At 69.5% G+C, this 21740-nt stretch carries 22 protein-coding genes; 12 read left to right on the top strand and 10 right to left on the bottom strand.

All coding sequences use genetic code 11. From position 1 onward, the window contains the following. Positions 1 to 2: 2 nt before the first annotated feature. Positions 3 to 926 carry an ornithine carbamoyltransferase gene (locus tag ABZU75_RS19535; protein WP_355555815.1) on the top strand — a complete coding sequence of 308 codons (924 nt, stop codon included), beginning with the start codon at positions 3 to 5 and terminating at the stop codon, positions 924 to 926. Positions 927 to 972: 46 nt separating this feature from the next. Next, positions 973 to 1911 (top strand): dTDP-glucose 4,6-dehydratase, encoded by a 939-nt coding sequence (rfbB, locus tag ABZU75_RS19530; RefSeq protein ID WP_355555813.1) that lies wholly within the window; start codon positions 973 to 975, stop codon positions 1909 to 1911. Position 1912: 1 nt separating this feature from the next. Here rfbB and ABZU75_RS19525 read toward each other — a convergent pair whose 3' ends face one another. The 4 genes from ABZU75_RS19525 to ABZU75_RS19510 form a co-directional block, all read right to left on the bottom strand. After that, entirely contained in the window at positions 1913 to 2596 is a 684-nt protein-coding gene (locus tag ABZU75_RS19525) for a response regulator transcription factor (RefSeq protein ID WP_350961398.1), read from the bottom strand. Beyond that, a complete protein-coding gene (locus ABZU75_RS19520; RefSeq protein ID WP_355555810.1) occupies positions 2593 to 3747 on the bottom strand; it encodes a histidine kinase in 1155 nt (384 codons plus the stop codon). Before ABZU75_RS19520 ends, ABZU75_RS19525 begins: the two co-directional genes overlap by 4 nt. A gap of 80 nt (positions 3748 to 3827) precedes the next feature. Next, entirely contained in the window at positions 3828 to 4793 is a 966-nt protein-coding gene (locus ABZU75_RS19515; RefSeq protein ID WP_355555808.1) for a hypothetical protein, read from the bottom strand. An 11-nt stretch (positions 4794 to 4804) separates the two neighbouring features. Further along, positions 4805 to 6493: a carbamoyltransferase N-terminal domain-containing protein gene (locus tag ABZU75_RS19510; RefSeq protein ID WP_355555806.1), complete on the bottom strand. Its 1689-nt coding sequence runs from the start codon at positions 6491 to 6493 to the stop codon at positions 4805 to 4807. 393 nt (positions 6494 to 6886) lie between these two features. Between ABZU75_RS19510 and ABZU75_RS19505 the strand changes: the two genes are divergently transcribed. From ABZU75_RS19505 to ABZU75_RS19485, 5 genes are all read left to right on the top strand, one after another. Continuing rightward, the gene (locus tag ABZU75_RS19505; RefSeq protein WP_355555804.1) at positions 6887 to 8116 is read left to right on the top strand and encodes a class I SAM-dependent methyltransferase; all 1230 of its coding nucleotides are present in this window, start codon (positions 6887 to 6889) and stop codon (positions 8114 to 8116) included. 101 nt (positions 8117 to 8217) lie between these two features. After that, a complete protein-coding gene (locus ABZU75_RS19500) occupies positions 8218 to 9249 on the top strand; it encodes a class I SAM-dependent methyltransferase (RefSeq protein ID WP_355555802.1) in 1032 nt (343 codons plus the stop codon). A 44-nt stretch (positions 9250 to 9293) separates the two neighbouring features. Next, positions 9294 to 10832, top strand: a complete 1539-nt coding sequence (locus ABZU75_RS19495; protein ID WP_355555800.1) for a tryptophan halogenase family protein — start codon at positions 9294 to 9296, stop codon at positions 10830 to 10832. Between the two features lie 40 nt (positions 10833 to 10872). Next, a complete protein-coding gene (locus ABZU75_RS19490; protein WP_355555798.1) occupies positions 10873 to 11340 on the top strand; it encodes a flavin reductase family protein in 468 nt (155 codons plus the stop codon). Positions 11341 to 11421: 81 nt separating this feature from the next. After that, complete coding sequence (locus tag ABZU75_RS19485; RefSeq protein WP_355555796.1) at positions 11422 to 11562, top strand: hypothetical protein; 141 nt, start codon at positions 11422 to 11424, stop codon at positions 11560 to 11562. On the opposite strand, the gene ABZU75_RS19480 is transcribed toward ABZU75_RS19485, so the two are convergent. Beyond that, positions 11525 to 12565: a hypothetical protein gene (locus ABZU75_RS19480; RefSeq protein ID WP_355555794.1), complete on the bottom strand. Its 1041-nt coding sequence runs from the start codon at positions 12563 to 12565 to the stop codon at positions 11525 to 11527. The two genes, ABZU75_RS19485 and ABZU75_RS19480, sit on opposite strands and share 38 nt — an antisense overlap. A gap of 137 nt (positions 12566 to 12702) precedes the next feature. After that, a complete protein-coding gene (locus tag ABZU75_RS19475) occupies positions 12703 to 13089 on the bottom strand; it encodes a GntR family transcriptional regulator (RefSeq protein ID WP_350927617.1) in 387 nt (128 codons plus the stop codon). A gap of 278 nt (positions 13090 to 13367) precedes the next feature. On the opposite strand from ABZU75_RS19475, the gene ABZU75_RS19470 reads away from it, so the two are divergent. The 4 genes from ABZU75_RS19470 to ABZU75_RS19455 all read left to right on the top strand — a co-directional run bounded on the left by ABZU75_RS19470 (position 13368) and on the right by ABZU75_RS19455 (position 16196). Beyond that, positions 13368 to 13757, top strand: coding sequence for a hypothetical protein (locus tag ABZU75_RS19470; protein WP_355555791.1), 390 nt, complete (start codon positions 13368 to 13370; stop codon positions 13755 to 13757). After that, complete coding sequence (locus ABZU75_RS19465) at positions 13754 to 14305, top strand: SdpA family antimicrobial peptide system protein (RefSeq protein ID WP_355555789.1); 552 nt, start codon at positions 13754 to 13756, stop codon at positions 14303 to 14305. Before ABZU75_RS19470 ends, ABZU75_RS19465 begins: the two co-directional genes overlap by 4 nt. Further along, on the top strand, positions 14299 to 15312 hold the full coding sequence (locus ABZU75_RS19460) for a sporulation-delaying protein SdpB family protein (protein ID WP_355555787.1): 1014 nt from the start codon (positions 14299 to 14301) through the stop codon (positions 15310 to 15312). The genes ABZU75_RS19465 and ABZU75_RS19460 overlap by 7 nt, the downstream gene beginning before the upstream one ends. Positions 15313 to 15515: 203 nt before the next feature. Further along, a complete protein-coding gene (locus tag ABZU75_RS19455) occupies positions 15516 to 16196 on the top strand; it encodes an LmbU family transcriptional regulator (protein WP_355555785.1) in 681 nt (226 codons plus the stop codon). On the opposite strand, the gene ABZU75_RS19450 is transcribed toward ABZU75_RS19455, so the two are convergent. The 4 genes from ABZU75_RS19450 to ABZU75_RS19435 form a co-directional block, all read right to left on the bottom strand. Then, positions 16193 to 17077, bottom strand: a complete 885-nt coding sequence (locus ABZU75_RS19450) for a DUF4429 domain-containing protein (protein WP_355555783.1) — start codon at positions 17075 to 17077, stop codon at positions 16193 to 16195. The two genes, ABZU75_RS19455 and ABZU75_RS19450, sit on opposite strands and share 4 nt — an antisense overlap. Before the next feature lie 77 nt (positions 17078 to 17154). Continuing rightward, entirely contained in the window at positions 17155 to 19686 is a 2532-nt protein-coding gene (locus ABZU75_RS19445) for an FtsX-like permease family protein (protein WP_355555781.1), read from the bottom strand. Then, positions 19686 to 20492, bottom strand: a complete 807-nt coding sequence (locus ABZU75_RS19440; protein ID WP_355555779.1) for an ABC transporter ATP-binding protein — start codon at positions 20490 to 20492, stop codon at positions 19686 to 19688. The genes ABZU75_RS19445 and ABZU75_RS19440 overlap by 1 nt, the downstream gene beginning before the upstream one ends. Positions 20493 to 20591: 99 nt before the next feature. Continuing rightward, positions 20592 to 20822, bottom strand: coding sequence for a hypothetical protein (locus tag ABZU75_RS19435; RefSeq protein ID WP_343963212.1), 231 nt, complete (start codon positions 20820 to 20822; stop codon positions 20592 to 20594). A 241-nt stretch (positions 20823 to 21063) separates the two neighbouring features. On the opposite strand from ABZU75_RS19435, the gene rfbC reads away from it, so the two are divergent. Continuing rightward, positions 21064 to 21740, top strand: a 677-nt coding sequence (gene rfbC, locus ABZU75_RS19430) for a dTDP-4-dehydrorhamnose 3,5-epimerase (protein ID WP_355555776.1), incomplete at its 3' end; no start/stop codon positions are given.

The raw sequence follows: 21740 nt of genomic DNA, 5'->3' as shown, positions 1-21740 counted from the left end.
TCATGGTCGGTTCCCGTGATGTGATCTCGCTGCGCGACCTCAAGGACGCCGACATCGAGTCGATCGTCCGGCGCGGTGTCGACCTCGCCGCGGACCCGGAGGCGCACGACGCCCCGCTGCGCGGCCGGATCGTCGGCGTCTACTTCAGCAAGACCTCCACCCGTACCCGGACCTCCTTCACCACCGGCGCGCTGCGACTCGGCGCGCAGGTGATCACCTACGGGCCCGGCGACCTGCAGCTCAACACCGGTGAGACGTTGGAGGACACCGCGAGGGTGCTCGGTGGCATGCTGGACGGCCTGGTCATCCGTACCGCCGGGCCGCAGCGGGAGATGCGGACGTTCGCCGAGCACTGCCCCGCCGTCGTCAACGCGATGAGCGCCGAGGAGCACCCCACGCAGGCCCTGGCCGACCTCACCACGATGTCGGCCAGGTTCGGCCGTCTCAAGGGTCTGCGCGTGCTCTACGTCGGTGAGGGCAACAACACCGCGGTCGCGCTCGCCTTCGCGCTCTCCCGGTTCCCCCGTGTCGAGCTGGAGTTCCGCACTCCCCGCGGGTACGGCCTCACGCCGGACGTGCTCGCGGCGGCGGCCGCGCTGGCCGCGCGATCCGGCGGCAGTGTCCGCGAGAGCCACGACATGCTGTCGCTGCCCGCCCAGGTCGACGTCGTCTACACCACCCGCTGGCAGACCACCGGGACCAGCAAGCCCGACCCGCGATGGCGGCAGGTCTTCGCGCCGTTTCAGGTGGACGCGTCACTCATGTCCCGTTACCCGGACGCCTGCTTCATGCACGACCTGCCGGCGCATCGCGGCGAGGAGGTGACCGCCGAGGTGCTGGACGGCCCGGCGAGTATCGCCTTCGAGCAGGCGCGTAACAAGCTCCACAGCGCCATGGCGGTGCTGGAATGGTGTCTGGCCCGGTAGCGCGTGTCGTCTGCGCCCTACCCAGACAGAAAGGTGTGTCTCGCTCATGAGAATCCTCGTCACCGGCGGTGCCGGGTTCATCGGGTCCCATTTCGTGCGAACCACCCGGGACGCCCGGATCACCGTGCTCGACCGGCTCACGTACGCCGCGGACCCGGCCAATCTGGAGGGGGTGCCGCACGATCTCGTTCAGGGCGACATCTGCGACGCCGAACTGCTCAGCCGGGTGGTCCCCGGACATGACGTCGTGATCAACTTCGCGGCCGAGTCACACGTCGACCGGTCGATCGAGGGGGCCGGCGAGTTCGTCCGCACCAACGTGCTCGGCACCCAGACGCTGATGCAGGCCTGCCTGGACGCGGGTACGCCGAGGGTCGTCCAGGTCTCGACGGACGAGGTGTACGGGTCGATCGAGACGGGCTCCTGGGACGAGGACGCCCCGCTGAGCCCGCGCTCGCCGTACGCGGCGGCCAAGGCGGGCGGCGACATGATCGCCCGCGCCTACGCGATCACGCACGGGCTGCCGGTGTCGATCACCCGGTGCGGCAACAACTACGGGCCGTACCAGTTCCCGGAGAAGGTCATCCCGCTCTTCGTCACGAACCTGCTGGAGGGCAGGAAGGTTCCGCTGTACGGCGACGGCGGCAACATCCGCGACTGGATCCACGTCGACGACCACTGCCGGGGCATCCGCCTGGTCGCCGAACAGGGCGAGCCCGGCGAGGTCTACCACATCGCGGGCACCGCCGAGCTGACCAACCTGGAACTCACCCAGCGGCTGCTGGACGCGCTGGAGGCCGACTGGACCATGGTCGAGCGGGTGACCGACCGCAAGGGTCACGACCGCCGCTACTCGCTCGACGACACCAAGCTGCGCGCTCTCGGCTACCGGCCGCTGACCGCGTTCGAGGACGGCCTGGCGGAGACCGTCCGCTGGTACGCCGACAACCCCTCCTGGTGGAAGTCCAAGCGCGCCGCCGGCTGAGTCACCGCGGGTCGTCGAGCAGGCCCGCGTCGTGGACGAGCAGCGCGATCTGGACCCGGTTGTTGAGGTCGAACTTGGTGAGGACGCTGGACACGTGCGTCTTCACCGTGGCCAGGCTGAGGTGGAGCATGGCGCCGATCTCGGCGTTGGACCTGCCCTGCCCGACCGCGATGGCCACCTCGCGTTCCCGGCCGGCCAGCTGGGCCAGCCGCTCCCGCGCCCGGGTGCGGCGCTCGTTCTCGCCGTCGTCGGCGACCCGGGCGATGAGGCGCCGCGTCACGGCGGGGGAGAGCACCGGGTTGCCCAGGGTGACCTGGCGCACCGCGGCCACGATCTCCGCGGGCGGGGTGTCCTTGAGCAGGTAGCCGGCCGCTCCCGCGCGCAGCGCGCGCAGGACGTGGTCGTCGGCGTCGAAGGTGGTCATCACGATGACCTCCGGGGCGCCGGGGCGGGCGCGGAGCTCCCTGGTCGCGGTCAGCCCGTCCATGACGGGCATCCGGATGTCCATCAGGACGACGTCGGGGCGATGCCGGGCGGCCATAGAGAGCGCCTCGCTCCCGTCGCCCGCCTCCGCGACGATGCTGAGATCGGGCGCGCCGCCCAGCATCATCACCAGCCCGGCGCGTACCAGGGGGTCGTCGTCGACGATGAGCACGCCGACCTGCCGTGGCTGCTGGGAGGTCATACCGGCCAGGGTAGCCAGGCCGACAGGCACCAGCCACCTTCGGCGGTGGGCCCGTGCTCCAGCCGCCCGCCGATCAGGGCGACCCGTTCGGCCAGGCCGACCAGCCCCTGCCCCGAGCCCTCGCCGGGAGCGGGGGCGGGGGTGGCCGAGGGAGGGGCGGCGGGCGCGGAGTTGCGCACCTCGATCGAGAGCCACTGGCCGGGTGTCCCCGTCGTGTGCACCCACACCTGTGCCCCGGGGGCGTGCTTGCGGGCGTTGGTGAGGGCCTCCTGCACGATCCGGTAGGCGGTGCCGCCGCTCCGGCCGGGAACGGTCCCGGGAACCTCCTGGGTGAGGTTCACCCGCATCCCGGCCCGCCGGGACTCGGCGGCGAGCTCCTCGATGTCGGTCAGGGACGGCTGCGACAGCTCGCCGACCGGGGCCCGCAGCACGCCGATGGCCTCCCGCAGGTCCTGCAGCGCCTGATGGGCGCTCTGCCTGATCACCTTGGCCGCGCGGGCGATGTCCTCCGCGGGGGCGTCCGGCCGGAACTCCAGCGCGCCCGCGTGCACGCTCAGCAGGGACAGCCGGTGCCCGAGGACGTCGTGGATCTCCCTGGCGATCGCCTCGCGGGCGCGCTGCTGGGCCTCGGCCTCGGCCCTGGCGGCGCTCTCCCGCAGCGACAGCACGAGCCTGCGCCGGTGGTGCACGAAAAGGCCCCAGCCGATGGCGGAGCCCTGGGTCGCGACCCCCAGCAGGAACAGCAGCTCGCGCGGCGCGCCGACCTCCTGCCTGAGCACGGCGTAGACCAGCGCGGCGATCAGGCTCAACGTGAAGACGGCGAACGTGGTCCGCGCCGCCCGGTGCACCGCCACCGTGAACAGCGCCACCAGCATCGGGCCCCCGACCAGCTCGGAGAAGGCCGACAGGACGACGAGGGCCAGGGCCAGCTCGACCGGGCGGCGCCGCCGCAGCCACAGCGCGGCACAGCCGAGCACGCCGATCAACTGGTCGAGCTGGAACATCCAGGGCGACACGTCCTGGGTGGGCATCTGCATACGCTCGGCGGCCGTCATGATGCCGAAGGCCGCCGCGAAGAGGAACAGGCCGATGTCCACGAGCCAGTCGCGTACGCTGCGCCGGGACGCGGGCGGCACGGCGAATTCATCCATCCCGGGTAAGTCTAGGACGCGGCACGGGGGCCTGGCGGCGGTGCGGCTCCCGGCATCGCCGCCGGCCGGGGGATCTCGCCTCATTCGTAGCCGTACTGCTCCAGCAGGTCACCGAACTGCTCGTTGAACCTGGCCAGGTTGCGCGCGGTGAACCGCTCCTGCCAGCCGCCGCTGCGGCCCTTGTAGAAGCTCCACGAGTCGGGGTTGTAGACCCGGCCCGCGACCTCCTCCGCGTCCCGGTCGGAGCCGAGATGGCGCAGCACCCGGTTCACCGCGTCGAGCTGCCGCCCGCGGGAGCCGCCTCCCTGCGGCCCGACCAGGTCCTCGTACCGCACCTTGCAGACCTTCGGGTGATTGAGCAGCCAGAGCGCCTTCTCGAACTGGTCCCGGCCGAGGAACGACCGGTCCCGCAACGCGTAGTCGATCTTCTCTTCCCAGGTGGGCTTGCTGGCCAGGATCGCGCTGAAGATGTCGGCCTCGAAGAAGTTGCCGTACCCCTCCCTGGTCCGTCCCTCCAGAAAGTTGATCATGGAGACGACGGCGTCGCGCGGGTCACGGTAGTTGAAGATGAGCGGCGGGTTCGCGGTCTCCACCCACTCGCTCAGGAAGGTGCCGTCCACCCGCTCGATGTCCAGCTCGTGGAAGATCCAGCACAGGCCGGGCGGGGTGTCGGCGAACCGGCTGTAGGACAGGTGCGGGTTGGTGGCGAGCCCTTCGGCGAACTCGTACCTGGTGCGCCCGTACCGGTTGACCACCCGCTGGCCGAGCTGGCGCTGCCAGTGCCAGACCATCGTCCCCCAGAGCTCCTGGGCGCGCTCGGCGAACGCCTCGGTGCCCTGAAGTTCGAGGAACTCGTCGTAGTCGAGCTTGGAGAGGACCTGCGCCGCGATGGCCTTGCTCTGCTCCTCGTCGAACACGGGCACGGTGTGCGGCGCGGGCCGGGGCACGCCGACCATCTTGAAGCCCAGCTCCAGCATGAGTTCCTGCATCAGGTGGGTCCCGCTCTTCTGCAGTGAGATCACCATCGCGCGCGGTTCTCGGGTCATGTCCGGCTCCTTCACTCGCTGCCGTTGCGGACGCGGCGGTACAGGACGCCGTCGCTCCAGATGATGTCGATCCGGCCCCAGCGCATCGCGGAGACGACGTCGGGGAAGAACCCGCTCCCGCTCAGACCGGCACTCGTGCCGCACAGCACCGGAATCCCGCTCCACTTGTGGTACTCGCGCAGGATGGTGGTCAGCGTCGGATCGTCGTCCACGCTGACCGTCTGCAACCGGGTCGTGCCGTCCAGGTGCTGGACGGCGGGGATCCGATCCACCCACTCCGGGCGGAGGCGGTGCTCGAACAGCGTGTACGGGTCCGGCGTCCCCGGATCGAACACGTCCCGCGCGTGGTCGGCCAGACATATCGGGGTGACCGGCCGGTGCCCGTCGCGCTGCTTCACCTCGTTCAGCAGCCGGCGCATGCCCGGATCGACGGCGGGGGCCAGGATGCTGCGCGACCCCAGCGCCTGCGGGCCGAGCTTGGCCCGCCCGCTGAGCACGATGGCCGGCTTGCCGGTGAGGTGCAGCAGGCGGGCCAGCTCCTCCGGCCGGCACGGCGACACCGACCAGCCCGGGGGCAGGTGCGGGTGGCGGACCGGCGCGGGGCCGGCCCGCAGGTTCCACTCGAGCGGGCGCAGACCGTCCGCGCGGCCCAGGTGGGCCGCCGCGGCGCCGATCGCCGATCCCGAGTCGTCGGGGAAGGGCGGCACCCACATCTCGCGGATCGCCGGCTCCGCACGGAGCGCGGAGTTCCACTTGGTGTTGAGCGCGCAGCCGCCCGCGAAGCACAGGTTGACCGGCCCGTCTCCCCGCCACGCCCGCATCCGCGGCACCAGCCGCTCGATGAGGAGCTTCTCCACGAAGTCGTGCAGGCCGGCCAGGACGTCGGCGTCGCCGACCCCCAGCCGCTCCATCCGCTCGCGGAGCTCGCCCAGGTAGGCGTGCACGTACCGGTGGGACGGCTCGGCGGCACCGCCGCAGCCGACGACCGCCTGCCGGTACTCCCGCGCCCGAGGCGTGTCCGCCTCGAAGTGCTCGTGGAACAGCGTGCGGAGCACCGCCTGGATCTCGTCCTTGACGGTGCCCATCGCGATGTACGCCATGAGGTCCCCCGCCGCGCGGGGGCCGGGCCCGCCCTCCCCGCTCTCCCGGGGAAACGGTCCGAAATGCTGGGTGGCCATGGCGTACACGTCGCCGATGAGCGGGAACAGCGCGCCGTCGGCCTCGATCCGCCCGCCCTCGTCGACGTGGTAGAGCCGTGGGAAGGCGTCGCCGTCCCACACCAGGACCATGGCGGGCTCGCCGCGCAGGGCGAACGGGCTCGTGCAGTAGGCCGCCGCGATATGGCTCGTCACATGCGGATAGCTGGTATATGGTCTGGACTTCCCGCCCAGCAGGACGGTGCCCCGGTGGCCGGGCAGGGCGGGGTCGGGTGCCGACCCCGTCTCCAGGTACGGCGCCACCTCGACATCCAGCACCCGACCGCTTTTCGTGCCCGCCCAGCCGTCGACCACCCATTCGTCGACGTCGTCCACGTCGTATCCCCGGTCGGCCAGCAATTTCGGCAGGGTTTCCAGGTCCTGGACGCCGCTATAACGCGGGTTGTTGTCCAGTTGCTGGATCTCGATATTGAACTCGAGCCTGCCATCCCGGATCAGGGCGAGGCCGCCGCTCTTGGTCAGCTTGAGCCCGGCAGTAATCATCGGTCTCCTCCGCATTCGTCGCGCGGTTGCGCCGTGCCTGCCATTGATAGCGAATTAACAACGCAAAATGCTAGGCGGCCGTCGGCGGGTGGCACCGCAGGGCGATCCCGTCGTACCAGATAAACCCCGATGCGAACCGCCTCTTCGTCCCGCTGGCGGGACAGCGAACCGACCCGGCTTCCGGAAATTAAATCAGTTCCCTGCCTGCTCAAGAAAGGCGAAACACCATCGCCACAGGGTGCTGCGGGAACGAAGTGTTTGCCGAAAGAGCATTGCTTGCGGAAACTTGTACGGAGCGATTCCCGTTCCTTGGTCGAGGACACCGCGGATGAGTCCGTCCATTGACACTCGGCCCACTCAACCCGCCGTCGGTTTGGTCAGTCAGGAGCTCATATGCCGAACACATCCCAATGCCGCGTGTGCGGTGGCACTGTTCATGAGTTTTTCGACTTCGGGCGCCAGCCGTTGTCCGACGCCTTCCTCGCCCCCGGCTCCGACCTCGGCCAGGAGTTCTTCTTCCGCCTCGCCACCGGCCTCTGCGAGGCGTGCACGATGGTGCAGCTCATGGAGGAGGTGCCGCGGGACCGCATGTTCCACGAGGAGTACCCGTACTACTCCTCCGGGTCGGCGTACATGCGCGACCACTTCGAGGGGCTGGCCAAGCGCCTGCTCGCGACCGAGCTCACCGGCGAGGACCCGTTCATCGTCGAGGTGGGGTGCAACGACGGCGTGATGCTCAGGGCGCTCGCGGAGGCCGGCGTCCGGCACCTCGGCGTGGAGCCTTCCGGAGGCGTGGCCGACCTCGCCGCCGAGAAGGGGATCAGGGTCCGCAAGTCGTTCTTCGAGGAGTCGACCGCGCAGGAGATCCTCGCCGCGGAGGGGCACGCCGACGTCATCTACGCGGCCAACACGCTCTGCCACATCCCCTACATCGGGTCGGTCCTGTCCGGCGTCGCCGCGCTGCTGGCGCCGACCGGGGTGTTCGTCTTCGAGGACCCCTACCTCTCCGACATCGTCGAACGGACCTCGTTCGACCAGATCTACGATGAGCACTTCTTCTTCTTCACCGTGCGGTCGGTCGGTGCGATGGCCGCCGCACACGGGCTGGAGCTGGTGGACGTGGAGCGGCTCCCGGTGCACGGCGGGGAGGTCCGCTACACGCTGGCTCCCGCCGGGTCGCGGCAGCCGTCCGCCGCGGTGGCCGAGTTGCTGGCGGAGGAGGACGCGCGCGGGCTCGGCGAGATGGCCACGCTGCGCCGGTTCGGGGAGAACGTGCTGAAGATCCGCGAGGACCTCACGTCACTGCTGCGCCGCCTTCGCGACGAGGGAAGGTCGGTGGTCGGGTACGGCGCCACGGCGAAGAGCGCGACCGTGACGAACCTCTGCGGCATCGGTCCCGACCTGGTCTCCTTCGTCTGCGACAGCACCCCCACCAAGCAGGGGCGGCTCACCCCGGGTACGCACATCCCGGTGCGGACGCCCGCGGACTTCTCACGGCCCTACCCCGACTACGCCCTGCTGTTCGCCTGGAACCACGCCGAGGAGATCATGGCGAAGGAGCAGGAGTTCCGGGACGCGGGCGGCAAGTGGATCCTGTACGTCCCGGACGTGCGGATCGTGTGACCCCTCCCCGGCCCGCGAGCCGGGACCTTTCCCGCCTGTACCGGCTCGCTGAACGCGACGGTCGTGTCGCCTTCGCCGATGCCCGCTTGAAGGAGAGCTTGATGACCGCACACGCGACCGGATTCGGCCCGTCCTCCGACGGCACGGGGCTGTCCGCCGACATCTTCAACTCCACCGTGGCCGGGTTCGCGATCGCCGCCGCGTGGGAGGTGGGCGCGTTCGACGTCCTGAACGACCGCGGCGTGATCGACGTCCCCGCGTTCTGTGAGAAGCACAACCTGCATCTGCCGTCCATGCGGAGCATGTTCGCCGCGCTCGGCTCGGCCGGCGTGGTGGTCCGCGACAGTGCGGGCGACGGTGCGGACACGGTGCGTGCCGGGTCGGCGTTCGCCGAGGTCTACCGGGACAAGGCGTTCTTCCACTGGCTGACCATCGGCTGCGCCGAGCTGTTCGCGAACATGCCGGGCATCGTCCGCAACGAGAACAGGGTCGGTGGTTTCTACCGGCGCAACGCCGTGGCCATCAGCTACGCCTGCAAGGACATCAACCGGCATTCGTTCGACCCGGCCTTCTGGGAGGCGATGGAGGCGCTCGACTTCGACTTCGGCACCGTCGCGGACCTCGGGTGCGGCAGCGGCGGGCGCCTGGCGCAGATCGCGAGCCGCTATCCCAACGTCCAGGGCATCGGGATCGACATCGCGCCCGACGCCCTCCGCGACGCCGCGGAGAACGTGGCCGCCGAGGGCTTCGGCGGGCGCTTCGACTTCATCGAGGCGGACGTGCGCGACCTGGCCCCGGACCCCCGCCTGGAGAAGGTGGAGGTGCTCACCTGCTTCATGATGGGCCACGACTTCTGGCCGCGAGAGCGGTGCGTGGCCTCGCTGCGCCGGCTGCGCGAGGCGTTCCCCAACGTCCGGAGGTTCCTGCTCGGCGACACGGCGCGGACCACCGGCATCCCCGACCGGGACAAGCCCGTGTTCACGCTGGCGTTCGAGACGGCCCACGACCTGATGGGCGTCTACCTGCCCACGCTCGCCGAGTGGGAGGGCGTGTTCGAGGAGAGCGGCTGGAGGTTCCTGAACGCCCGCGTCGTGCGGGTCCCCGCCGACTCCGTCGTCTACGAGCTGGCCTGACCGGGCCGAGATCCGGCCTTTCCAACGAATGTTGAGGAGCTTTAATGATCCGATCCGTGGTTATCGTGGGCGGTGGTACGGCCGGATGGATGACGGCCAGCTACCTGATGGCGGCGTTCGGCGACCGGATCGACGTGACCCTGGTGGAATCGCCCCAGGTGAAGCGGATCGGCGTCGGCGAGGCCACCTTCAGCACCGTGCGGCACTTCTTCGACTACCTCGGTCTTGACGAGGCCGACTGGCTGCCGAAATGCGCCGGGGGCTACAAGCTCGGCATCCGCTTCGAGAACTGGAGCGGAGCGGGCGAGTACTTCTACCACCCGTTCGAGCGGCTGCGCGTGGTGGACGGGTTCTCCATCGCCGACTGGTGGCTCGAACTGGGCGACCGCAGCAAGCCGTTCGACCGCTCCTGCTTCATCACCTCGGCGCTCTGCGAGGCCAAGCGCTCGCCGCGGATGCGGGACGGGTCGCTCTTCGCCTCCGAGCTGGACGGCCCGCTGGGCCGGTCCACCCTGGCCGAGCAGCGGGCCCAGTTCCCGTACGCCTATCACTTCGACGCCGACGAGGTCGCCAGATACCTGGCCGACTTCTCCGTCAAGCGCGGTGTCCGGCACATCCTGGACAACGTGCAGCACGTCGCGCAGGACGAGCGCGGCTGGATCAGCCACGTGCACACCGCGGCCCACGGTGAGATCGCCGGTGACCTCTTCATCGACTGCACCGGTTTCCGCGGCATGCTGATCAACCAGACGCTCGGCACCGAGTTCCAGTCGTTCGAGGACGTGCTGCCCAACAACCGCGCGGTCGCGCTCCGGGTGCCGCGTGAAGAGGCCACGGACATGAGCCCGTACACCACGGCGACCGCGATGAGCGCGGGCTGGATGTGGACCATCCCGCTGTTCCGCCGCAACGGCACCGGCTACGTCTACTCCGACCAGTTCATCAGCCCGGAGGAGGCCGAGCGGGAGCTGCGCCAGGCCGCCGCGCCCGGCCAGGAGGACCTCCAGGCCAACCACATCCGGATGCGCATCGGCCGCAACCGGGAGTCGTGGGTCAAGAACTGCGTGGCGATCGGTCTCTCCAGCGCGTTCGTCGAGCCGCTGGAGTCCACCGGCATCTTCTTCATCCAGCACGGCATCGAGCAGCTCGTCAAGCACTTCCCCGACGAGCGGTGGGACAGCGACCAGATCGCGGCGTACAACACCCGGGTCGCGCACGCCGTGGACGGGGTGAAGGAGTTCCTCGTCCTGCACTACAAGTCCGCGCAGCGCGACGACACGCCGTACTGGAAGGAGGCGAAGACCCGCGCGATGCCCGCCGGGCTGCGGGAGAAACTCGACCTCGCCCAGTCGCGACTGCTGGACGAGGAGACCATCTACCCCTACTTCCACGGATTCGAGAGCTACTCGTGGAACGCGATGAACCTCGGTCTCGGTAACCTTCCCCGTACGCCGCCGCCGGCCTTGAAACACCTCGACCCCGGCAACGCCCTGGCCGAGTTCGCCCGGATCAGGTCGGAGGCCGAGGAGATGGTCGCCGCGCTGCCCAGCTGTTACGAGTACCTGGCCGGTATCAATGGCTGACCGGCATCACCTCGTGACGCCGGATGCCTTCCGCGGCTTCATGAGCTCCTACTTCACCGGTGTCACGATCATCACGTCCATCGACGACGACGAGCGGCCGCACGGGCTGACCTGCAACTCGCTCACCAGCGTGACGCTCGACCCGCCGACGCTACTGGTCTGCCTGGACGTCCGGAGCGGGACGCTGGCCGCGGTCAGCAGCCGGGGAGAGTTCACGGTGAACCTGCTCGACGACGGCGCCCAGAGCACGGCGGAACTCTTCGCCTCGCCGAAATCCGACCGCTTCGATCAGGTCGCCTGGCAACGGACGGCGCTCACCGGGCTGCCCTGGCTGGTCGAGGACGCCTTCGCGGTGGCCGAGTGCCAGGTGGCCGAGACGTTGATCGTGGGCGACCACGCGGTGCTCTTCGGCCGGGTCGTGAACGTGCAGGCCGGTCCTGGAAACCCGCTGCTGTACGGCATGGGGGCGTTCTCGGCCGGGAGGTCGCGGCCGGTGCCGGCCTCCTGACCCGACCGATGGGCAACGGCCTCGAAGGGAGGAAGTGGGCTTCGCCCGGCCGGCGCCGCGGCCGAGGGCACCACGTCCAGCATGACGAGTGCTCCGGGGACCGAGCCCGGTCTCGGCCGGCGTACCTGGCTCGGCATCGGCGCGGGGCTGGTGATCCTCGTCGGCTCCGCGCTCACCGGATGGTTCATGCGTCGCATGGCAAGTCGTGAGCCGTCGCTCTGAGCCCGGTCGCGGGCCACAGCCGCTGGGGCCTCCGCCTCTCCTGGAGCTCGCCGGTCCCGCCGGAGAGGTGGCGGGTCGTGATCCCCCGGGCGGTGGCCGGGCAGGTGGGGGGGCGTCCACGCAGGGCGCGCCTGATCTCCTCGGCGCCGCCGGCGGCGTCGTCGACGGTCACGATGAACTCGCCGCCCCCGCGTAGCGCCACCAGGAGCCCCTCGCCCTTACGTATCACGATGGCGTGCCGTCTGATGCTGTGCAGCCGCCAACCCCAGCCCCACTCCTGCGGATCGATCTCGATCCTCTCCGCGGTCTCGATCCGGCTGAGCGGGATGCGCCGGATGAGGCCGAACGGGATGTGGCCCCGGACCGAGAGCGCTTTTCCGTCGAAGGAGGCGACGATCCCGCCCCACAGATGCAGCGTGGTCAGCGACAGGAGGGCCGGTACGGCCATCCAGTACGTACCGGCGATCGTGAGCACGACCATGATGCAGGTGGCCGTGAACGTCTTCCATACCAGGTCGGGATTGCGGGACTGACCGATCCACACCATACGCCCCTGCCGGGAGCGGGCCCGGCCGACGACCGGCTCGGCCGGCAGGTCGGCGGCCTCACGCGGGCCCCGCCGCAGCGGATGCACGGCGATCGCGCCGAACACGAAGACCAGCGCTCCACCGGCGATCGTGATGGCCTCCGAGACCGGCGACGTGGTGGCCTCTCGCCAGGTCGGGGCGTCCAGGTTGGCGCCCACCGTGCCCAGCAGCACGGCGAGACACAGCGCGGTGGGCAGGGCCACGGCGCTGCCCGCGGCGGCCCTGCGCCCGAGCGAGCCCGCGGGCCGCAGGTAGGCGAGCAGGGCCAGGATCGACCACGCGCTCGCGCCGACTATCAGGATGTCCCGGATCAGCGGTTGCAGCGGGGCTGACTCGTCGGGGTGCCCATCGGTAAAGTGGGCGGCCACCGGGTCGGGCAGACGCTCGCTGAGGAGGAAGGGGACCGCCAGCGTCAAGACGAACACGCTAAGAGGAGCGAGCACCACAATGAGTAAGAAACGTATTGCTGCTCGCCTATCTTCCTCCTGGAATCGCACGCTTCCCCCATTATTATAACATTTGTCCAAAAAGCAGACAAATGACACTACCTTGATCAGTCCGAGATAGTGTCATAACTTGTGTTGCTTCGGAAAGCGTGTAACACAAGATTCATCAGAGCACTCTCCGTGACGCCGGCTCGTCGCGCTTCGACGACGAGGCTCACGAGCGCTCTGTCCAGGCGCCGGTCTCCACTTCGCGTCCCGGAGGCGATGACCACGGTTCCCCTGCCGCGGCGTACCTCGACCATGCCCTCGTCGCGGAGTAGCGCGTAAGCACGCAGCACCGTGTGCAGGTTCACCTGCAGGCTCGCCGCCAGAGTCTTGGCGGGAGGCAGATGGTCACCGGGCTGCAACGTTCCTGTGATCAGCTCGCGCCGCAGGCCTTGGGCGATCTGGTCAAAAAGAGGGACTGCGGAGTTAGGGTCGATGTTCAGCTGCATAAGGTCTCAAGGTCGGGCGCCTCCGCCGTAGGCAAAAAGGTGGTATGGCGTCTGGTCAGGCTATCGGCCCCTTTACTGCTTGTTATAGAAATTATAGGATAACTTCCGTCTTGCCTGATGCAGGTTGTTACGGGGTGCCAATGCAGCATAGACAGTTATCTATAGGCTTATTGTGCGCTATAGGTCTCCTGGGCGCCTCCAGTGCGCTGGGGGCCACAGAGGTCAGACGTTATGACGGGGAAGCCCTGTTCCAGGGACTTTTCCTGGGGCAGGGTCAGGTGGCGGAAATATATCCGGACCTGCGTGCCCCATCCTCGACCGGGGCCTGGCCCGCAGCCAGGGCCCAGCAGCTGGTCGCCCAGATAAAGCGCGCCGATCCGGGTTTCTTCACCGCCTTCGAGACCGCGATCACCAGCGGCGACCGGATCCGCATCGAGCAGGCCGCGTCCTCCGCCGGCGCGCTGGCCGCGAAGGTGCCGGTCGGCGACAGCGATCCCGCGTCCGCTCCCAACGTCGCCTACTCCTTCATCGTGGTCGATTCCACGCTGCTCAAGCAGACCAACACCATCTGGAACACCAACCGGATCTGGAGCGTCGTCTCCGAGGGCGGCACCGTTCTGGCCCAGGAACGCTGGGTCGACGACGTGGCGAAGACCCTTGTCCGGTGAACGCCGACGTCAGGCTGGGCGTCTCCACGGTCGCACTCGGCCTCGGCTGGACCGCCCTGATCCTCTATGTCGTCATCGGCCAACTGCCCAGTGCCGCCCTCCGACTGCCCGCGCAGCGAACGGTGAGCGAGGCGGCACGGCTGGTCGCTCCCCAGGGGTGGGCGTTCTTCACCAAGTCCGCCCGCGAACCGAGGGAGACCGTGTGGCGCGCGTCCGCCACCGGAGCGTGGCAGCCCGCCACGCTCGGGCCGCACGCCGAGCCGCACAACCTGTGGGGGTTTGACCGACGCTCCCGCGCCGAGGGGGTCGAACGCGGCATCCTGCTCGCGGCGGTACCCGCCGACCGGTGGCGCGACTGCCGGAGCGAGGTGACCGGATGCCTCGGACTGCCCGGTGCGGCGGTGCCGGTGCGCAACCCCTCTCCCGATCCGATCCTCTGCGGAACGCTTGAGGTGACACGGCAGAAGCCACTGCCGTGGGCCTGGGCGGACGCCGCGGCACACACCCACATGCCGGTCTCGGTGGTGCGATTGGAGGTCGCATGCTGAGTGGACTCGGCGCGAAGGCGCGAGGGATCGCCGAGACGAGCCCATGGACGAACGTGTACGGGCTCGCAAGGACCCTTCTCGCCCTCTGCACCCTGACCACGCTGCTCGCCAGCGAGACCTCCTCGCTCTTCAGGCCCGCGCAGGGCGTTCCCGGCTATCCGTACTGTGACGGCGTCGCCGCCTACGGCCTGTTCTGCGTCGTCGACGCCGACCGGGCGCACCTGGTGGCCATCGCGGTCCTCGCCGTCGCCGCCTCCGGGTGGCGGCCGCGGTTCACCGCGCTGCCGCACTGGTGGGTGGCCGTGAGCTTCCAGGCGTCCGCGACGATCCCCGACGGCGGGGACCAGGTCGCCGCGGTGCTCACCCTCCTGCTCCTGCCGATCGCGCTGACCGACGGACGCGCCTGGCACTGGGGACGCCCCCAGGCCGTCGGTGACCCGGTCGTCTCACTGGTCGCGTGGTCGGCCCTGCTCGTCATCCGTGTCCAGGTCGCGGGCATCTACCTGCAGGCCTCGGTGGCGAAGCTGGGCCGGGAGGAATGGGCCGACGGTACCGCCCTGTACTACTGGCTCAGCGATCCGCTGTTCGGTAGTCCCGGCTGGGCGGCGGGGGTTCTCGAACCTCTGCGCGTCTCACCGGTCGGCGTCACGCTGCTCACCTGGGGACCGGTGGCGATCGAGTTCGCCCTGGTCATGGGGCTGGTGTCGCGGCGCGCCGTCCGACCGTACCTGTTGGTGGCCGGTCTCACCCTGCACACCCTCATCGGGCTGCTCATGGGGCTGGGAAGCTTCGCCCTGGCGATGTTCGCCTGCCTCGTCATGTACCTGAGACCGCTGGATCGGCCGTTCGCGTTCGGGGACGCGACGCTTCCAATGGCTCTTCCACACCGATTGCGCGTCCTTCCCGGCTCCGTTTGGCAGGCGATGGCACGTGTCGCCCGTCAGCCCAGGGACGCGAGTGTTGCCGAGGCCGGCCTTGGCTTGACCGATACCGACGCACGCCGCTGAACACCTGGCGGCCGGCCAGAAGAAGACGGCCGGCGCCGCGGCACCTATTCGAGCTGCGCACGTTCGTGGCCTGGCTCCGCGCACGCGGAGCGATCACGATTCGGCCGTTCACGCCGTGCTGATTCGAAGAGCAGTGATACGGGGAAGGAAGGAAAACGATGAGCGAGCCTCTCGTTCGGGGAAAGAAAGGCGGCGAGAGCCGCGTGACACAAGTCCTGTCTCAGGAGAATGGGATCAACCGCCGTCTCGGGCTCGACCGGACGGTGATACCGAGAAGAACCGGCCTGCAGTTTCCGACCCAGATCCCGTTCGCCAACTGGGAGAGCATCGGCCGCCAGCTCTCCCTCATCGCCGACTCCTCCGCGTGGTGGCTGGGCGACTGGCTGGTCTACGGGGAGAAGCAGTACGCCGACCGCTACCGGACGGCCATCGAGCGGACGTCGCTGGACTACCAGACGTTGCGCAACTACGCCTGGGTGGCCCGCCGCTTCGGCCTGCCCCGGCGCAGGGACAAGCTGAGCTTCGCCCACCACGCGGAGGTGGCGGCGCTGAGCGTGCCCGAACAGGATCTGTGGCTACAGCGCGCCGAGCAGCACGCCTGGTCCAGGAACCGCCTGCGCAAGGAGCTCAGGCAGGCGGCCGCCCTGAGAAACGGGGAGGGCGAGGCACCGAGCCCGCCGACGGGCGGTGACGGGGGGGACGGCGAGACCTCGGGCGGCTCCGGGCTCGCCGTGAAGCTGCAGCTGAGCCCGAGCCAGGAACAACTCGAACGCTGGGAGTTCGCCGCGCGCAAGCACAACTGCGATCTGGTCAACTGGATGGTCCTGGCACTGGAGAAGTTCGCGCGGGAGGTCACCCAGGAGGGGGCCGGGGTCCCTGGCTAGAGCTCCATCCGGCGCAGCAGCGACCGCTTGGCCGAGCTGAACTCCTCGTCGGTGAGCACACCGGAGCGGTGCAGATCGCCGAGCTCGGCCAGGCGGCGCACCAGGGCGTCGTGATCCTCCAGTTCGGCCAGGCGCTGCCGCCGATCATCCGGCCGGCTCGGCGGCAGCGCGGGCGGCTCCTCGGTACGGGGCGCCAGCCGGGCCAGCACGGCGGCGGCGACCAGGACGGTCGAGCCGCCGTACCGCTGCATGCTCCAGGCCAGGCAGTGCAGGTCCTTCTCCGGTGCCACGGCGGGGGCGGCGCCCCTGAGCCGGAAGCGGAGACGGCCGTAGCCGACGCCGGTCTGCGGGGCCCACTCCACACCCTCCACATCCCGCAGCGGGAACGTCTGCGGACCCGCCGCCTCCTTGACCGATTTGGCGAACAGGCTCCACTCCAGGCGAATCCGCTCACCGTCGAAGTTCACCGTGCCGTCGCCCGCCGAGGCCGAGACCGGTACGGCGGGGCCGGGCAGCAGGAACGACTCGCAGGGACCGCTCGGCACCTGCTCCAGCATCAGGTGGGTGCGCACCTCGTCGGTGAAGTACTCGGCGGCTCCGGTGCGCCCCTTGGGGACGGTCAGCCGGTACGGGTCGGCGGATCCCGACAGCCGCCCGGTGACCACGTCGGTCAGCGGATCGGCTCCGGGCCGCAGGCGGAGTTGCAGGTTGCCGCCCTTGCGCGAGGGCTCGAACGACGCTCCGGAGATCGCCGCGAGGGGGATCTCCAGCTCGCCGAGCGTCTTGCGCAGTTCGTGGACGTCGCTGTCCCCGCCTGGCACGATCCTGAGGATTTCACTGTCGAACGTCCATGATCCGTCCGGAACGGAGATCTCGGCCATGTCGTCACCCTAGGACATCAGGGAGCGTCGCCGTACGCCCCCGGCAGAGGTCGGTCGTGTCACAACACATCGGCGGCTCACTGGTGCTGGATGGCCCGCAGGACGTTCATCCGCGAGGCCCGCCGGGCCGGCCAGATCGCCGCCACGACACCGATCAGGACGGCGCTGAGCAGGTAGAGCCCGAGCCGGCCGTACGGGATGTCGAGTACCTCGACGCCATCGGCCACCATCACCCGCTGCACCGCCCAGCCGAGCACGGTCCCGAAAGCCAGACCGGCCACGGCACCGAACAGCGACACCATCACCGACTCGTAGCTGATCATGGATCGGGTCTGGCCGCGGCTCATCCCGACGGCTCGGAGCAGCCCGATCTCGCGGGTCCGCTCCATCACCGACAGGCTCAACGTGTTCACGATGCCCAGCGCGGCGATGGCGATCGAGAGCACCAGCAGGACCACGATCAGGTTCAGCACCTGATCGATCTCCTGGCGGGCGTCGGCCCGTACGGCCTCGCGATCCTTCAGCTCGACGTTCGGGTAGGCGCGCAGCGCCGACCGCACGGCCGCGAGGGCCTGCTCCTCGCCACCGTCGTCGAGGTCGACGAACGCCTTCTGGATCAGACCGGCCGGAGCGTGCGCCTGGTAACCGGCCGGGCTCACGACGAAGGACATGCCCAGGACCTCGTTGGCGGCGAAGAGGCCGCTCACCCGCAGGGTCGCGGTGGACCGGTCCGGGTACCGGCCCGTGACGGTGCTGCCCACCTTCCAGCCACGCTCCGCGGCGAGTGCGCTCTGCACGAGCAGCCCGTCGGCGGCCAGGGTGCCGGTGCCGTCCTCGATCTTCAGGTTGGCCGGACCCGCCAGCGCGACCGGGTCGGCGACCAGGACGGGCACCTGCCCGCCGGCGATCCCCATCGTCCCGTGCCGGACCGCGGTGACGCCGCGCACACCCGGGGCGACGGCCACCCGGTCCACCGTCTCCTGGCTGAAACCGGTGAGACCGCGCGGGTCCAGGGAGAGGTCGGCGCCGAACTGACGCGCGATCCTCTGGTCGGCGGACGCGCTCATCGAGCCGGCCACCACCGTCGCCACCGAGACGAGCGCGAGCCCGACCATCAGCGCCGACGCCGTGGCCGCGGTACGGCGGGGATCCCGCCGGGCGTTCTCCCGGCTCAGCCGCCCGACCGTGCCGCCGAGCCGGGAGATCGGCCAGCCGAGCAGCGCGATGACCGGCCGGCTCAGGAACGGGCTGAGCATCGTCAGGGCGAGCAACGTCAGCAGACCGCCGCCGATCACCAGGGCCGCGCCCTCCGCCTTCCCGGTCGCCAGGCCCGCGGCCAGCGCTCCCGCGCCCAGCAGTGCCATGACGACGCCGGCGACGAGACGGAGGGTCATCGAACGGCGGGTGAGCGCCACGTCGTCGCGCATCGCCGCGACCGGCGGGATCTTCGCCGCGCGGCGCGTCGGCAGGTAGGCGGCCAGCAGGGTGACGAGCATGCCGACCGCGTACGCCCAGATCACGGTCGAGAGCCCGACCACCGGCGTGCGCAGCGGAACCTGGGTGCCGCCGGTGAACCGCTCGAACAGCAGCCTGAGCCCGTAGGACAGTCCCACGCCGGTGAGCAGGCCCAGGGTCGAGCCGAGGAAGCCGATCCCGAGTGCCTCGCCGAGAACCGCCCGGGTCACCTGGGCGCGGCTCGCGCCCATCGCCCGGAGCAGCGCGAGCTCCCGGATCCGCTGCACGACCAGCATGGTGAACGTGTTGAGGATGATGAACGATCCGATGAAGACCGCCACCCCGGCGAACACCAGCAGGAACCGGCTGATCAGCTCGAAGAGCGAGCTCAGCTGGGACTTGACCTCCTCGACCTCGTCCGCGCCGGTCTTGGCCTCGTACTGCGCCGGGAGTGCCGCGCCGACCTGCTGGAGAAGCTGCTGCTGCGAGACACCCTCGCGCGGCCGTACGAAGATCGCCGAGTACTGCCCGGGGCCGGTCAGCAGGGCCTGCGCGGTCTCCGGGGCGAACATCACGTAGGTGGCGGCACGACCGACCTGGTCGTTGACCGCCCTGAAGACGCCGGCGACGCGCATGGACTTCGTCGCCCGCGCGGTCACCACGCTGACCGGGTCGCCGACCTTGAGCTGCCCCTCGGCCGCGGTGCGCTCCTCGACGACGACGTCGTCGGCCGCCGAGGGCTCCCGGCCGGAGAGTATCCGCAGGCCCGCGCCTGGTCGCTTCAGGTACGCCGCGCCCAGGTGCGCCGCGCGGTCCTCGCCGACGATCCGCCCGTCCTGGCGGACGAGCGCCGCGTACCCGTCGTACTGTCCCCTGAGTTCCGCGGCGCCGGGCACGCTCTGCTGCAGCGTGCCGACCAGGGAGGCCGGTATCGTGGCCGGTGTCGCGTTCTCACCCTCGGCCGGTTTGGGCCGGACGACCACGGTCGTGGTCTCGGTCCGCCCCGCGAAGATCGGGTCGAAGCTCTGGGTGGCGGTGTCCCGGAAGATCATTGTGCCCGCGACGAAGGAGACCCCGAGCGTCACCGCGAGCACGGAGAGCAGTAGCCGGACCCGGTGCGCCAGGAGATTGCGCAACGTGAGTTTCGCGAGCATCAGATCCGCCCCTGCCTGCCGGGGGCCGTGGTGCTCGCCCTCGCGGGTTCGAACCTCTTCAGCCGCTCCAGGACCTTCTCCGCGGTGGGTTCCGGCATCCGGTCGACGACGCGGCCGTCGGACAGGAAGATCACGTGATCGGTGTACGAGGCCGCCACCGGGTCGTGGGTGACCATGACGATGGTCTGGCCGGTCTGCCGTACCGACTTCTGCAGGAAGCCCAGCACCTCGGCGCCGGACCGGGAGTCGAGGTTACCGGTGGGCTCGTCCGCGAAGATGACGTCCGGCTTGCCGGCGAGCGCCCGCGCGCACGCCACCCGCTGCTGCTGGCCGCCGGAGAGCTGGTTCGGACGGTGGTCCAGCCGCTCGCGCAGGCCGGTGGTCTCGATCACGGAGTCCAGCCATTCCTGATCGGGCGTGCGGCCGGCCAGCCGGATCGGCAGGACGATGTTCTCCAACGCCGTCAGGGTGGGCAGCAGGTTGAAGGACTGGAAGATGAAGCCGATCCGGTCCCGGCGCAGCCGGGTGAGCTGCTTCTCGTTCAGGTCCGTCACGTCCTGGTCGCCGACGAACACCCGCCCGGAGTCCACGCTGTCCAGCCCCGCCATGCAGTGCATGAGGGTGGACTTGCCGGAACCGGACGGCCCCATGATGCCGGCGAACTGGCCGCGCGGGATGTTCAGCGACACGCCGTCGAGGGCCGCCACCGCCGTGTCTCCGGTGCTGTACCGCTTGGAGATGTTCTCCGCGCGGGCGGCGATGGGCTCACCCGTCTCCTCCGCCAGCACCGCCGTCGAGTTCTTCATTTCCGGCTCCTCGGACAGGTGTGTAATGGTCGTGACAGTTCGTTCATGGCCTCTGCTGATATCCCGGTATTGAATGGGTGGGACGGAGAGCGCGGGGCGTTAGGACGCCGGAGCCCTTTCCGCGGCAATGATCACGACAATCCCGAGAACCGCCAGGATCAAGTTCGCGTAGATCTCGTAACCTTCGAGGAAGGCCACGTTATTGACGACGACGCGGTTGAAGAAGTTGAGCACCGCGCCGAGGATGGGCTGGACGGCGATCTGGTCGATGGCCCCGCTTACGCCTTCGAGGATCATGATGAACCCGATGAGCTGTAAGGATTTACGCACGATTCAACATTAAGGCCGATCGTGGCGGCGGGAATCGGTCGTCGGCATCTCCCGTATCAACCGAAGTCGCCGATGCGGAGCCTGCTTTCCGACTAAAGTATGAGCCGCGTCGACTTTGGTATCACGACCGTCGGCGGGACACCCGAATCGGACCGTCTGCCGTCAGCATTGGATCGTGGTGGAAAAGGCCACAGCACGTTCTACACGGTCCGGTAAACGGCCGGGATCAGGAGCAGTCGAGATGCAGCCACTGAAAATCGAAGGCGCATGGATTGACGACCCGAAAATCCACATCGACGATCGGGGAGGTCTCCACGAATGGTTCCGCGAGGAGGAGTTCCATGCGGTCACCGGACGGCGGCTGCGGCTCTCCCAGGCCAACTGCTCTGTTTCACGCCGGGGCACCCTGCGCGGGATTCACGTCGCCGACGTGCCACCGGGCCAGGCGAAGTACGTCAAGTGCGTGCGAGGGGCGATGCTGGACGTGATCGTGGACATCCGCGTCGGCTCACCGAGGTTCGGCCAGTGGGAGATGGTGCGCCTGGACGACGAGGACCACCGGGGAGTGTTCCTGTCCGAAGGACTGGGGCACGGCCTGCTCGCGCTGACGGACGACGCGACCGTGATCTACCTGTGTTCGGAGGGCTACAACCCGACCAGGGAGCGCGGCATCCACCCACTCGATCCCGAACTGGGCATCACCTGGCCGGTGGACGTCGAACCGCTCCTGTCGCCCAAGGACGCCGCGGCGCCCACCCTCGCCGAGGCGCGCGCAGCTGGTCTTCTGCCCTCCTACGAGGAGTGCCTGGCCTTCTACGCCTCGCACGCGTACACGGTCACCGTCGGCAATGTCGGCACCGCCGCCTATCAGGGGGCCGCGCTCACCGGGGAACTCTCCCGGGTGCTCGACGACGCGAT

It is taken from the genome of Streptosporangium sp. NPDC005286 (genome assembly GCF_040607515.1).
In the GTDB taxonomy this organism is placed as follows: Bacteria; Actinomycetota; Actinomycetes; order Streptosporangiales; family Streptosporangiaceae; genus Streptosporangium.
The sequence above is the reverse complement of the archived record's forward strand: the minus strand, read 5'-3'. Positions and strand labels throughout refer to the sequence as shown.

Excerpts from the sequence above, each read along its gene's own strand:
- ABZU75_RS19535 (WP_355555815.1), top strand. The coding sequence starts at position 3 with ATGGTCGGTTCCCGTGATGTGATCTCGCTGCGCGACCTCAAGGACGCC.
- rfbB (WP_355555813.1), top strand. The coding sequence starts at position 973 with ATGAGAATCCTCGTCACCGGCGGTGCCGGGTTCATCGGGTCCCATTTC.
- ABZU75_RS19525 (WP_350961398.1), bottom strand. The coding sequence starts at position 2,596 with ATGACCTCCCAGCAGCCACGGCAGGTCGGCGTGCTCATCGTCGACGAC.
- ABZU75_RS19520 (WP_355555810.1), bottom strand. The coding sequence starts at position 3,747 with ATGGATGAATTCGCCGTGCCGCCCGCGTCCCGGCGCAGCGTACGCGAC.
- ABZU75_RS19515 (WP_355555808.1), bottom strand. The coding sequence starts at position 4,793 with ATGACCCGAGAACCGCGCGCGATGGTGATCTCACTGCAGAAGAGCGGG.
- ABZU75_RS19510 (WP_355555806.1), bottom strand. The coding sequence starts at position 6,493 with ATGATTACTGCCGGGCTCAAGCTGACCAAGAGCGGCGGCCTCGCCCTG.
- ABZU75_RS19505 (WP_355555804.1), top strand. The coding sequence starts at position 6,887 with ATGCCGAACACATCCCAATGCCGCGTGTGCGGTGGCACTGTTCATGAG.
- ABZU75_RS19500 (WP_355555802.1), top strand. The coding sequence starts at position 8,218 with ATGACCGCACACGCGACCGGATTCGGCCCGTCCTCCGACGGCACGGGG.
- ABZU75_RS19495 (WP_355555800.1), top strand. The coding sequence starts at position 9,294 with ATGATCCGATCCGTGGTTATCGTGGGCGGTGGTACGGCCGGATGGATG.
- ABZU75_RS19490 (WP_355555798.1), top strand. The coding sequence starts at position 10,873 with ATGAGCTCCTACTTCACCGGTGTCACGATCATCACGTCCATCGACGAC.
- ABZU75_RS19485 (WP_355555796.1), top strand. The coding sequence starts at position 11,422 with ATGACGAGTGCTCCGGGGACCGAGCCCGGTCTCGGCCGGCGTACCTGG.
- ABZU75_RS19475 (WP_350927617.1), bottom strand. The coding sequence starts at position 13,089 with ATGCAGCTGAACATCGACCCTAACTCCGCAGTCCCTCTTTTTGACCAG.
- ABZU75_RS19460 (WP_355555787.1), top strand. The coding sequence starts at position 14,299 with ATGCTGAGTGGACTCGGCGCGAAGGCGCGAGGGATCGCCGAGACGAGC.
- ABZU75_RS19450 (WP_355555783.1), bottom strand. The coding sequence starts at position 17,077 with ATGGCCGAGATCTCCGTTCCGGACGGATCATGGACGTTCGACAGTGAA.
- ABZU75_RS19445 (WP_355555781.1), bottom strand. The coding sequence starts at position 19,686 with ATGCTCGCGAAACTCACGTTGCGCAATCTCCTGGCGCACCGGGTCCGG.
- ABZU75_RS19440 (WP_355555779.1), bottom strand. The coding sequence starts at position 20,492 with ATGAAGAACTCGACGGCGGTGCTGGCGGAGGAGACGGGTGAGCCCATC.